The sequence below is a fragment of the Lysinibacillus sp. NPDC092081 genome, from assembly GCF_044755845.1.
Classification (GTDB): Bacteria; Bacillota; Bacilli; order Bacillales_A; family Planococcaceae; genus Lysinibacillus.
The window spans coordinates 80,058-93,204 of sequence record NZ_JBIVRU010000001.1 but is presented as its reverse complement, the minus strand read 5'-3'; the positions used below and the strand labels follow the sequence as shown (position 1 = coordinate 93,204).

Sequence of the window (13,147 nt, the reverse complement as noted above, 5' to 3'; positions counted from 1 at the left end):
AAGAACATTTGTTGCTGACGCTTCGCTTTTGCTCCAAAAAACAATTGCTGAAAGAAGTTAAAAACGATTGATGAACAAATCGAAGCAGTACGCCCAAAGCAAGATAATGATGATTCCTACTCCAAATACTGCATAGAGTGAACCTTTTAAATTTTCATCTGACTTTTTTTTATTTGCCATTTTTGCTCCTCCTACGCTTTTATTGTGTCTTTCTTATTGCCATGATATATAAATAAATTTCTTTTTGATGTGAAAAAAATCACATATCTTGGCTAATTGTGTGAAAAAAATGTGAAAAATTGCGGGTGGATTAAAAAATAGCCATCTCAATAGTCATTGAGATGGCCACTTTTAGGTTGAAATTGGAGTAATTTTTATTAAAATCTCTTGTTTTTCAAGAAATTTTACTATTGAAATTTAGACTTGAGCCTTATGGGGCATCCTCCGTTAATGTAAGAGAATGATAAAGTGTGATCATAAATGTTTGATGTTTTGGCATAGGATATATCATTTGGAGCAGTCCGATATTCTAGAATTCTATTCTTCCTCAATTGTTAAAAGAACTGTCAGTGGACCAACGTTTGGAATTGTAACAGGGAGTACAAATGCCTTATCAAAGCCATATAGCTTTGTATTGCCAACCATCACTGTTGGTGGTGTGATATCAATTTCTAAGTTTTCTTGTCCTACGGTAGTACATAATTTTCCTGCAATCATATTTCCAAATTCCCCTGTAAAGGATTCCAACATTTCACCTTCAAGAGGCATACCAAACATTGTATTTCCGATGCCACTAAATATTTCAGGAGAGGAATCAATGATTACACGGCCCTTTAAATCTCCTATTAAACCAATTAAAACACCCATTTGCTGTTGTTGAAATGGTTCTGAAATAATACTAGGCGTTTTTACCTCTATATCCATAGGTAAAATCGATTTTAAAGCGTGAATTGTCCCGTTTAAAATAGTTTGAAAGTACTTCGAATTACTCATCATTACCGCATCCTTTTTCCGACTTTTCTACATCTTACCATGATAAATGGGTAAGATGAAAGTATGTCTTGACGAATTAATGGGAATTTTATATTATATTAATGAGAATGATTTTCAAAATCAATAAAAGGACGTTTAGGTCTTTTCGAATACAAATATTTATATAAAAAGGAGTGGTCAGTGATGACATTCGTATTTATTGGTGCAGCAGTGGTTATCTATATTGGAGTGGGAACACACGTCATGAAACAGACGACTGCACATTTAAAATAAGAGGATATCAAAAACGACAATTTTCATATAGGTAGAGCATGGTCTAAGTAATTTTGAGATCATGCTTTTTTTTGAATAATAGTTATCTTTAACTTTCATTGTAATAAAAAGAAAAGCGTTGTTTGTTTTTTCTGAAATATATTGTAAATGAGAATTTTTTTTGAAATAAACAAAACAGTAGACCAATACAATATAGTAAGTGATGGATTTGCTGCTTAATCAGGCAGTCATTTAGGTTACAGTATGCACCAGAAAATAGATGGAAAATCAAGCGAAGTCCTATAGAAATTAGGTGAAGAAAATGACAAAAATATTGTTAACAGGGTTTGAACCATTTCTTGAGTATAAAATGAATCCAACGATGCAAATTGTAGAAAACTTAAATGGAGAAAAGATGGGTGGCTATGAAATTGTAGGACGCATTTTGTCTGTAGATTTTCAGCAATCTGCTCAGCAGCTGAAACAATATATTGTTGAGATAAAGCCACAAATCATTATTTCCTTAGGCTTAGCTGGAGGTCGTTTTAAAATAACGCCCGAGCGAATTGCGATTAATGTTAAAGATGGTGAGGCAGATAATAATGGTTATACACCAGTAGATGAGAGCATTTATATTGATGGTGCAGATGCATATATAACGAATTTACCTATCCGAAATATGGTCAATCGATTATGCAAAGAAGGATATCCAGCGGAAATTTCAAATACGGCGGGTACCTATTTATGCAATAATATTATGTATGAAGGGCTAGTTTACGCAAAGCAACATGAAGGGATCCGTGCTGGATTTATTCATATTCCTGCGTCATTTGATTTGGCGATTCAGCATGGAAAAATACCGGGATGGAATATCCAAGATTTAATTACTTCTATTAGGCTCTGTATCGAGGAGACCATTCGTGCAACAAATGATTGATTTTCCTAATACGATGTGGATTAGCCAAGTTAAAGGCATTTTAACATCGAATGAAGTGTTGTCCGTACAGCAAAAGAAAATTAATATTTCCGCGCAAACATTATGTATACACGGAGACGGTCCGCATGCACTGGATTATGCAAAAAAATTATGAACTTAAATGTCAAATGGATAATTAAAATAATGGATGCCCTAAAATATTTTAAGGCATCCATTATTTTAATTATATGAAGTTTATTCTTTTATAGAGGGAACATATTATTGGATAGATTCGTATAACAACATATATTTCTCTATCCGATTTACTCAAAATAATTAAAGTGTAGTCACTAATTCAACAGCTTCAACAATAATTGGTGTTCCAGCTGGTAAAGTGCCTGTAACAGTATGGAATGTTAATCCTGTTGCAGAAACTGAGTAAGAACCACCTTCCTGAAGTACCCCATTTATATATAAATTATAGTACCCGTTTGTTACGATTGGGAAAGTAGTTGCAGCAGAACCGCTATCATTTAAAAAGGTAGTAGAGGCAACCGTTGTACTATCAGAGATCGTTAAGGGTGCAGCTAAAACATTGAAAAATCTAGTCGAAGTACCTGTAACATTGATATGAATATTAATAATAGAAAGTGCCACTTATTTTCACCCCCTTTCAGGTTTGTTACTTACATTGTAGAAAAACCTAATGATTCTATGATGATTGGAGTACCTTTATAAATTGTTGAATTATCTGGACTTAAGGTTAACGAGGTTGGAGTTAAGGTGTAAATTCCACCTTCCTGCATTACGGCATTGATATAAAGATTAACGTAGCCATTAGGATTAAAAATCTTAAATTCAGTTGCTGGGTTCCCATCATTATCCCAAAATTGGCTAGCAGCTAGAGTCGCCCCATTCGTTAAATGAATATCTGATATAGCAATATAGAAATATCTATATATAGTAGGAATAATATTTCCAGTAGGTTCAATGCTGGGAGGGTCTACCGAAGGAATGGTACTAGCTTTTATACGAGGCCAAATAAACCGATCTTTACACCCACATTCACATTCTTGCTCGATTTTTCGGTGATTCCTATAGTTCACCATATTTTTTCACTCCATTTAATTATTGTTTTCCCCAGTTAGCTTTGTGCTTATATTTTTCACTACTATTAGTATTGCAATCACACATCAAACCTTTTTAAAACTTAAGTTGCCTTACCTTAAAAATAGAAAATAGTAGTTTTATAAAAAAATAATGGTCCATCACCACAACTCGATGATGACATTTGTTAAAACGTATGCCAGGCATAAGTTGATTTCCGTTCCGACTGGATGCCCCCGGGAAAGCGCCCAGTCGGAACGGAAATCAATCCCACGTTATGATAAGGAGCCAGAATATTGCCTTATTTTTTTGATTAAACAGGACTATATGGATGAATATGGCGTCTGAAACCCTGATATATATGCTTTTTTAAGTAAATTAGTGTTATACTTTGTTTGTCGAATAAGGTAGAATACTAAATATGACTATCTTCATTCATAAAAACTACTTCCTCTGAAGTGGTAAGATGAATGCGGATATAGTTCCTTTCCAAACAAGACTGAAATAGAGGAACTCAGTCTAAGAACGCTACGTCCTGTGGCAACGACTGAGTGACCAACATCGTGTTGCTGCCGCTGCGTTAGCACTACGCTTTCGCACAAAAAACATCTGTTGGCCAAAAGCCTCCGGCGGATGTCACGGATTTTTAAAGGAGTGAATTGTGCTCGCACAATTCAAAATCCGGACGCATTGTTTATCTGTAGCGAAAGCAAAGCGACAGCTACAATTACGCCAAGGCGAAATTGATTAATTTATGAATAAAGGGGTTACAGGTTTTATGAAAGATTTTGAACAACAACTGGAGGCGCTATTAAAGCAAGCCTCGTTACAATACATAATTTATCAGCATAATGGTGATACAGAGCGTATGGATAAGACATCACTTTTTGCACGTAAAATACAGCAAAAAGAATATGTTATTGGCTTTGCTGGCCATTTCTCTGCTGGTAAGTCGAGTATGATTAACGCGTTATCAGGTGAAGATTTACTTGCGGCAAGTCCTATTCCAACGAGTGCCAATATCGTCAAAGTCCATAAATCAGACGAAGATTTTGCGATTGTCCATATGCACAACGAAAAGCCGGTAAAATTTGAAGCAGGCTATGATTTTAAAACAGTTAAAGAGCTAAGTAAAAATGGTGAGCTAGTATCACAAATTGAAATCGGTCATAGCACATCGACATTACCACTAGGCGTTACTGTTATGGATACACCGGGTGTCGACTCGACAGATGATGCACACCGCATGTCAACAGAGTCAGCTCTTCATATTGCTGATATCGTATTTTATACAATGGACTACAATCACGTGCAATCGGAATTGAATTTTCAATTTACAAAGCAATTAATGAAGTACAATCCAAATGTTTATTTAATCGTTAACATGATTGATAAGCATAATGAAAATGAATTAAGCTTTGAGGAATTTAAAGCAACAGTTCACAATTCCTTTGCAGCTTGGGGAGTAGTACCTAAGGGCATATTTTTCACTTCATTAAGAGAGACTGAGCACCCTAATAACGATTTTGAGGTCGTAAAGAAAATCGTTATGGATAGTATGAATGATTGGCAGGATCAACTTGTACAAACTGCATCAAATACGCTGCGTTTATTACAAAGTGAGCATGACAATTATTTAACGGAAGAAAGACAAGATCGTTTAGACATCGATGAAGATGTATTAAGTGCAGATGACTGGGCAAACCATAAAGATATTTTAGAGCAATACAATAAGCTAAATCGTCAAGTTGAATTGTTCTCAGTTGAGGCATGGAATGAAACGTTCGAAGAGCAACGTAAAGAGCTACTTGCGAATGCAGCCATTATGCCAGCAGATTTACGCGATAAATTACGTCTGTATTTAGAAAGTCAACAGGATGGCTTCAAAGTAGGGGGCTTATTTACTGCTAAGAAAAAAACAGAGGAAGAGCGTAACCGCCGTAAAGAGGATGCCTATAGTGCCTATCAAAATGTTGTGCATGCACAGGTTACAGGACATTTAAAAGGGCTAATGAAAAAGGTGTTAAAGGATGTTAGTGCATTAAATGAAGAACGTGCTACAGCTATTGATGCCTACGCCTTTGAATTACCATTCTCACTTATTGAGCAGCAAGTACAAGTTGGTGCACTTTTAACGGGAGATGCTTTGTTGAATTTTGCCAACCGTGTGGCAGAGGCGACTAAACGTTACTATATCCAAGAAACAGATAATTGGAAGGATGCACAAGCAACAACTTTAGAAGCGGTAGCTACTGAAACAGCGGCTCCATCTAAATTAAAAATGGCAGGGATGCAAGAGAAAGTTGATGCCATTCATGCAGTGCTTGAAATCGAGGGCTACCAGCAATATAGTGCAACTATTATGCACCAGGCAAGCAATGAAATACGTCAGCTAGCAAACCAACAGCTTACAAAATGGGATAATAGCTTTAAGCAAGATTTAGCAAATATTCGATTGTTTGACGAATCGATGTTAAAGCCAAAAGAGGTAGCGTTACAACAGGAAGAATCACAGCAAGCAGTTAGTGCAACAAGCCTTCCTATTGAAGGTGTAGTTAAGCGTGCACTTCATACGGCAAACTCGGTAAAAGATGTACAAGGCTTTGCGGAAGTAGCAACTTACTTAGAAAATAAAGTAGAAAGATTACAGAAAAAGGATTTCACAATCGCGCTTTTCGGTGCATTTAGTGCAGGGAAATCTTCGTTCTCTAATGCGTTAATGGGTGCCAAAGTTTTACCTGTATCACCAAACCCTACAACAGCGGCTATTAATAAAATTCGTCCTGTGACACCAGAGCATCCACATGAAACAGCAGATGTACTGTTAAAAACAGCTGACCAAATGCTAGAGGATATTCAAACTTCATACGCTGCAGTTGGTTTATCAGTGTCTTCTTTAGAGGAAGCATTTAGTCGTGCAGATGAGGGACTTGCTGTACAGCTATCGGACGAACGCTTAAATGTGCATAAATCATTTATTCGTGCATATAAAGAAGGATTCCCAACATTTAAGTCTGAGCTTGGAAAAGTATTACGTGTTAACCGTGAGGAGTTCGAAAAATTTGTTGCGCAGGAAAATAAATCATGCTTTGTCGATAATATTGATTTCTATTATGATAGTCCGATAACACGCATGGGTGTGACACTTGTTGACACACCAGGAGCAGATTCTATTAATGCGCGTCATACAGGTGTTGCGTTTGAATATATTCGTAATGCTGATGCAATCTTGTTTATTACTTATTATAATCATGCTTTTGCTAAAGCTGACCGTGAGTTTTTAATCCAGCTAGGGCGTGTGAAGGATGCTTTCGAACTTGATAAGATGTTCTTTATCGTCAATGCAATTGATTTAGCGACAACAGAAGAAGAGCAGGAAGATGTAAAAGGCTATGTACGTTCAGAATTACAACGCTTTGGCATTCGCTTCCCTCGACTTTACGGTGTGTCAAGCTTATTGGCTTTAAATGAAAAAGTAGAGGGTGCTGATTTAACATCAGGTATGCCACCTTTCGAAGATGCCTTCCACACGTTCTTAAATGATGAATTAAGTGCATTGGCTGTCCAAGCACTTGCAGAGGAAGTCGATAAAACGGAGCAACGTTTAGGTGACTTAATTGCGCAAACAGAAGAGAACTTAAAGCGTAAGGATGAGCGTTTAGAGGAGTTAACAACTCTTGAACAGCATATAAAATCGAAGTACAATTCACTTAATACAAGTATGGTAGAAAGTGAAACGAAGCAAGAGCTTGATGAATTATTGTATTATGTTCTTCAGCGTGTGTATTATCGTTATCCAGAGTTCTTTAAGGAAGGCTACAATCCGTCAACATTTGCAGCAATGCCGGCTCAGCAAGCATTAGAGCATGCTTTAAAAGAAGTAATGCAAAGTTTACGCTTTGACTTTACACAAGAAATGCGTGTAACAAACTTCCGTTTATCACAGTTTATTAGTAAGAAGATGCAACAGCGCTTTAAAGATGAAGTACGTGAGCTAAAAGAATTAAACCGTAGCTTCTCGTTCTTAGCGTTTGAATCTTCTGAGCCAGATTTACTTGATTTTGAAGGACCATTTACAGATATCGCGAAATATTCAGGTGTTAAATCTCATTTCCGTAACCAGAAAGCATTCTTTGAGAAGAATGAAAAAGTGAAACTAAGTGAGGCGCTTGAGGTATTAACAAAACCAGATGCGCAAAATTATTTAGATTCACAGAAAGTATCTCTCATGACATGGGCTATTACCTATATTGCTGAGGAAGCGGAAAAATTACGTCTGCATATTTTCCATCAGGCACTTGAACAAATTTCAACAGAAAGACTTGCACTTCAGGAAGAAAGTCGTTTAGCTTCTTGGAAAGCTATTTACGCTCAATTACAATACGCATGAGGTGATTCATTTGGGAAAAGTATTCAAATCAGTTGAGGAAATTCAGTTAGATGGAGTCCGTTTCTTAGATGCCCGCTTTGATTTACAAAACAAAGAGGCGGGCAGTAAAGTATTTGAAGAGGGGCATGCACCAGGAGCGATTTATATCGATTTAGAGCAGGATCTATCAGATATGGGGTCTAGCCATGGTCGTCATCCTATGCCAAATAAGGAAAAGCTATCGGCAATATTTCAAGGGTTTGGATTAAGTTACGAGGATCAAATTGTCATTTACGATCAAGGGGCTGCGCCATTTGCACCACGTGCTTGGTGGATGCTGACATATGCGGGCTTTCCCAATGTAGTGATTGTGAATGGTGGTGCACCTGCTCTCGAGGAAAAAATATCTTTTACAAAAGACATTATAAAATATCCACCGACTTCGATTGAATTTGTTTGGCGAGATGAACTATATGCTCCACGTGAAGCAGTTAAAGCCATTGTAGATGGAGAAGTCAATGCGACTTTGCTAGATGCACGTGCCGCAGATCGCTACCGTGGTGACGTGGAGCCTCTTGATATGGTAGCTGGACATATTCCAACAGCGAAAAACTTTGACTGGGAGCAATTAAAGTCAGATGGTCGTCTACAAGCCAATGATGAGTTACGCAGTAAGGTTGCTCAAGACGAGCACGTTGTTGTGTATTGTGGTAGCGGTGTTACAGCATCACCATTGTATGCAGTGCTAGCAGATGAAGGTTATGAAAATATTCAACTGTATGTAGGCAGCTTTAGTGACTGGATTACACAATATGATGTAGAAAAAGGAACAAATGAATAAATGATTGAGGAAGAAACGCTCACTTTGGTGGGCGTTTTTTTCTTGGAGTGAGGGGAAGAAAAGGTTTAATTGCATTAAATGTATGCAGCTTCAAGCACTTCAGAGCGGGTTTGTTTGAATAACAAATGTCTAAATTCGAAATTAGTAAAAAAATATAGGGAAAATTTGAGAGGAAATGAAAATTTTATCGTTATAGAAGTAGAGAGGTGAAACAAATGGAGATGGATGAAGTAATCACACGAGTAAAGAACGGTGAAAGTCATCATTTTGCACATATTGTAAAACATTATGAGCAGAAAGTTTTTATCACTGTCATAAGGATCGTAAAAAATCGCGCGGTAGCTGAAGATATCGTACAAGATATTTTTATAAAAGTATTTTATAGCTTACATAAGTATAAAGAAACGGGCTCATTTAATGCATGGCTATACCGAATTGTAGTCAATAGTTGTTTCGATTATTTACGGATTCATAAGTTACAAACGATTCGAATCGACAGTGATGTAATGGATAATCGTTATCCTGAAAAAGTATTGTTGTTACATGAAAGAAATGAGCAGTTAGAAAAGCTTCTTCAACAGTTGGATGAAACAGAGTACATGGTATTGTTACTGAAATATGTAAATGAGCTAAGCTACGATGAAATAAGCGAAGTGCTTCAAATTTCGTTAAATGATGTTCGTAATAAGCTACACCGAAGTAAAAGAAAACTTAGGTCAATCACAATGACAAAAGGAGGTTATTTTTATGAAATGTGATTCGAATTTGTTGGAAGATTATGTAGAAGGTTTTTTAGATGAGATTGAACAAAAGAAAATCGAAGCTCATTTGCAATTCTGTGAAAATTGTCAACGTGAATATGAGCAATTAGTAAATGAACAAAAAACTTTATTTGCACAGCTCAATAAGCCAATGATGACACATAGCCAAAGTGATGCTATTATGCAACGTATTCAAACGAATACAAAGCGTAAAAAATCTTGGTATTCTTTAAAAATTACTGTAATCAGTGCAGCTATTATTATGCTAAGTTTTGCGTTGTATTATTGGAATCGTCCATCGATTGAGGTGGCACAGCCGATTGATGAGCCAACAAAATTAGTAGAAACGAATAGTAACGAGCAGAAAGAACATTTAGATGGTGAACAAGTCTTAAATTATAATGAGCCATTCTTGGATGTTTCTATTGATAAAGTTGTCGAAAATGGAGAAAACATTGATATTCAATATCGAGTTAAATTTAAAGAACAATACCAGCGAGATCAAGATAATATATATAAGCATCATTTAAATAAATATCAATATAACATGCCAAAACTTGACGATACACAAGATGACTTTTTCGGTAGAGTAAGATCAGAAGTTCGATTTGCAATTCGAGATAAAGCAGGACAATTAATTGTATCTACCAAACGTGAAGGACGTGATGCCGAACAACAAATGATGTCAGATTTTTCAAGTAGTGGCCGTGGCACAGATGTACTGGGCGAAATGGTTAACAGGGTATCCGTCCCAAAGTATACTAACCCCACAACGTTTGAAGTGCTTCAAATGGAAGCAGATGTGTTCGATTTATTTGAGACGGAAGTGAATACAGCACAATTACAGCCATTTCAATTTAATAACGTAACTTATACAATTGATTCATTAGAAATCAAACAAGGTACATTACATTTACAAATTTCTACGGAAGGTGATCCAGAAGTTCGTGCAGCTGGTTGGGAGATGGTCATTAACGATCGTTTAATTTCTTCTGACCAGGCAAGGGTACATTTTGATGACCGAATTAATAATCGTACCTTTTATGAATTACAGTTTAAGAATTTCGAACAAATCCCAGCTAATTTAAAATTAGTGCCTTCTACTGTATGGATAAAAAAACAAATTGATCCAATTGTATTAGATTTACACTAGAAAAAAGCCCTCGATTAGTATAGTGTTTAATTGAAAGTCTAGTAATTTGATAAGATTTTTAAATTGTAATTTATATCTAGCTAAGAATTTGTGTATTCAACCATGCGTTTTTTGAATTCGGGCTTACCTTTAAATTATGATCTCGCTATTAATAATATGAGCTGTTTTGATAGTAATCGTCAATCTACGTTTACTGTTCCTTTTCTATAGTTTGAGAAAGAGTATTAAACAAACGATGAAAGTTGTGATGTATTCATAAAATGACTGGTTATTCATTTTATGCTACACTCTTTTTACAAAGGGGTGGAAAAGGATGTTTAAACGAGAGAAAAGTATAGAGATTCAACAAAATCGTGATGTGCAATGTGCGCATGGTAAAGTGGCAGTTCAGGGTATTGGAATGAGTGTATATAGCTTTTTGGTGGATGGGGTACTAATTGATACAGGCTCATATTCACTTTCACGGGAGTTCCAATCCTTTTTTAATGAAATACCGATTGAACAATTGGCGCTCACTCATTCTCATGAGGATCATTCAGGAAATGCAGCATGGATTCAGCAACATAAGAGTGTACCTATCTATGTTCACCGTGATTCGGTAAGTCTTTGTGCAAAGGATGGTGAATATCCTTTTTATCGACAGGCATTATGGGGGGAGCGACCAGCATTTATTGCTCAACCGTTAGGCAATACATTGCAAACGAAATCAGCTACATTGGATGTTATTGAAACACCAGGACATACGACCGATCATGTATCATTTTACAATCGAGAAACAGGTGCTATGTTTACAGGCGATTTGTATATACAGACGAAAACTAAGGTTGTCCTGGATGAAGAAAATATCGTACATACCTTGGCGTCTTTGAAGAAAATCTTAAACTATGATTTCGAGGTAGTATATTGCTGTCATTCAGGCTTTCTAGCGGATGGTCGAGCGAAAATACAAGAAAAAATTGCTTATTTAGAAGATATGGAGAATAACATAAGGCAGTTGTTTCTTAAAGGTTATTCAGTAGACGAAATTACAAAATCTATCTTTTCTCGTGATTACCCGATTACGAAAGTATCAGGGGAACAGTGGTCTTCCAAGCATATTATTACCGCTTTTATTAATCAATTTACGCAAGAGTCCTTAAAATAGGGGCTCTTTTTTGTTGAAATAATAAAAAACTTTGTGAAAAAATGTGAAGAAAATGTGACGGAACCAGATGGAATAATGGATACGCTTACATTCGTTTGTGAAAAATTTCTCATTTACACAAGAAAAATACTATGTGAAAAGTTGAACAGGCTTAATGGAGGTATTTGTACATTTTTTATAAAGCAAATCGACGTTTATATTATATCAGAATAATTGATTGTGAAGTTGATAACAAAGCGTAAAATTAGAGCAGACGATAATAAATGGCTCTATTTAGAAGAAAAAATAAAATTGACAGAAAATTCGTTGACTTTATTTTCACAAAGTATTATGATTCTGAAATATATAATAATTCAAAAGAAAAGGATGGGATTGAATGGACATTATGAAAAAGGCTTTAGAAATGCACGAGTATTATAGTGGGAAATTAGAGGTGATATCTAAGGTGCCTGTGCAAGATTCATATGATTTAAGTCTTGCGTATTCTCCAGGGGTAGCTGCGCCTTGTGTAGAGATTGAGAAAAATCCATCACTTGTTTACGACTATACAATGAAAGGTAATATGGTGGCGGTTGTTTCAGATGGTACAGCGGTATTAGGGTTAGGGGATATTGGTCCGAAGGCAGCATTACCAGTAATGGAGGGGAAGGCTATTTTATTAAAGCGTTTTGCCAATGTTGATGCTTTTCCTATTTGTTTAGATACGAAGAATACGGATGAAATCGTCAGCATTGTGAAGGCGCTTGCTCCCACTTTTGGTGCTGTAAATTTAGAAGATATTTCAGCGCCAAGATGCTTTGAAATTGAAGATCGTCTGCGCCAAGAATGTGATATTCCTGTATTCCATGATGATCAGCATGGAACGGCGATTGTTGTAGGTGCAGGGATGATTAATGCCAATCGTATTGTGAAGAAAGATGTGGCAACGATGAAAGTCGTAATTAATGGTGCAGGAGCAGCGGGCATTGCAATTTTGCGTATTCTTGTGCAAATGGGCTATAAAAATATTTATATGTGCGATACAAAAGGTCTCATTTATGAAGGGCGCGCTGAAGGTATGAATCCAATTAAAGAAACGGTTGCCCATTTAACAAATCCAGAAAAATTACATGGAACACTGGAGGATGCCATTAAAGGCGCTGACGTCTTTATCGGCGTATCTGTTGCTAATTTATTAACAGAAGCACATATTGCTTCAATGAATGAAGATCCAGTCGTGTTTGCACTAGCAAATCCAAATCCTGAAATTACGTATGAAAACGCCAAAGCATGGGGTGTACGTATTATGGGGACAGGACGCTCTGATTATCCAAACCAAATTAACAATGTGCTTGCTTTCCCTGGTATTTTCCGCGGAGCGTTGGATGTTCGAGCAACAGATATTAATGAGGCGATGAAAATAGCTGCAGTGGAAGCAATAGCTGCTCTTGTAAGTGATGAGGAATTAAAGGAGGAATATATTGTACCTAAATCATTAGATGAGCGGGTTGTTGAAATTGTTTCGCAAGCTGTAAGTGGTGCAGCTGTTGAGTCAGGTGTGTCGGAGTTGTTCCAACAAAATACAGTCCTTTCGGTTTAAAATGAAAAATCGACCATACAGTGAATGTAAAA

At 36.5% G+C, this 13,147-nt stretch carries 12 protein-coding genes; 8 read left to right on the top strand and 4 right to left on the bottom strand.

Annotation, left to right across the window (positions count from 1 at the left end):
- Positions 1-57 precede the first annotated feature (57 nt).
- Positions 58-180: a hypothetical protein gene (locus tag ACIQLB_RS00510; protein ID WP_255349996.1), complete on the bottom strand. Its 123-nt coding sequence runs from the start codon at positions 178-180 to the stop codon at positions 58-60.
- A gap of 357 nt (positions 181-537) precedes the next feature.
- The gene (locus ACIQLB_RS00505; protein ID WP_400719709.1) at positions 538-993 is read right to left on the bottom strand and encodes a chemotaxis protein CheX; all 456 of its coding nucleotides are present in this window, start codon (positions 991-993) and stop codon (positions 538-540) included.
- A 574-nt stretch (positions 994-1,567) separates the two neighbouring features.
- Here ACIQLB_RS00505 and ACIQLB_RS00500 point away from each other — a divergent pair.
- Both ACIQLB_RS00500 and ACIQLB_RS00495 read left to right on the top strand, forming a co-directional pair.
- Positions 1,568-2,182: a pyroglutamyl-peptidase I gene (locus ACIQLB_RS00500; RefSeq protein ID WP_400719707.1), complete on the top strand. Its 615-nt coding sequence runs from the start codon at positions 1,568-1,570 to the stop codon at positions 2,180-2,182.
- Entirely contained in the window at positions 2,175-2,336 is a 162-nt protein-coding gene (locus ACIQLB_RS00495) for a LamB/YcsF family protein (protein ID WP_400721622.1), read from the top strand. Before ACIQLB_RS00500 ends, ACIQLB_RS00495 begins: the two co-directional genes overlap by 8 nt.
- A gap of 161 nt (positions 2,337-2,497) precedes the next feature.
- Here the strand turns inward: ACIQLB_RS00495 and ACIQLB_RS00490 are convergent, their stop codons facing one another.
- On the bottom strand, positions 2,498-2,818 hold the full coding sequence (locus tag ACIQLB_RS00490) for a DUF4183 domain-containing protein (protein WP_400719705.1): 321 nt from the start codon (positions 2,816-2,818) through the stop codon (positions 2,498-2,500).
- Between the two features lie 29 nt (positions 2,819-2,847).
- Positions 2,848-3,270 carry a DUF4183 domain-containing protein gene (locus ACIQLB_RS00485; protein ID WP_400719703.1) on the bottom strand — a complete coding sequence of 141 codons (423 nt, stop codon included), beginning with the start codon at positions 3,268-3,270 and terminating at the stop codon, positions 2,848-2,850.
- A gap of 776 nt (positions 3,271-4,046) precedes the next feature.
- On the opposite strand from ACIQLB_RS00485, the gene ACIQLB_RS00480 reads away from it, so the two are divergent.
- From ACIQLB_RS00480 to ACIQLB_RS00455, 6 genes are all read left to right on the top strand, one after another.
- Entirely contained in the window at positions 4,047-7,658 is a 3,612-nt protein-coding gene (locus ACIQLB_RS00480; RefSeq protein ID WP_400719701.1) for a dynamin family protein, read from the top strand.
- Positions 7,659-7,668: 10 nt separating this feature from the next.
- Positions 7,669-8,478, top strand: a complete 810-nt coding sequence (locus tag ACIQLB_RS00475; RefSeq protein WP_400719699.1) for a sulfurtransferase — start codon at positions 7,669-7,671, stop codon at positions 8,476-8,478.
- A 215-nt stretch (positions 8,479-8,693) separates the two neighbouring features.
- The gene (locus tag ACIQLB_RS00470; RefSeq protein WP_400719697.1) at positions 8,694-9,236 is read left to right on the top strand and encodes an RNA polymerase sigma factor; all 543 of its coding nucleotides are present in this window, start codon (positions 8,694-8,696) and stop codon (positions 9,234-9,236) included.
- Complete coding sequence (locus ACIQLB_RS00465; protein WP_400719695.1) at positions 9,226-10,392, top strand: anti-sigma factor family protein; 1,167 nt, start codon at positions 9,226-9,228, stop codon at positions 10,390-10,392. The genes ACIQLB_RS00470 and ACIQLB_RS00465 overlap by 11 nt, the downstream gene beginning before the upstream one ends.
- A gap of 313 nt (positions 10,393-10,705) precedes the next feature.
- A complete protein-coding gene (locus ACIQLB_RS00460; RefSeq protein ID WP_400719693.1) occupies positions 10,706-11,536 on the top strand; it encodes an MBL fold metallo-hydrolase in 831 nt (276 codons plus the stop codon).
- A 376-nt stretch (positions 11,537-11,912) separates the two neighbouring features.
- Positions 11,913-13,115, top strand: a complete 1,203-nt coding sequence (locus ACIQLB_RS00455) for an NAD(P)-dependent malic enzyme (RefSeq protein ID WP_400719691.1) — start codon at positions 11,913-11,915, stop codon at positions 13,113-13,115.
- Positions 13,116-13,147 lie beyond the last annotated feature (32 nt).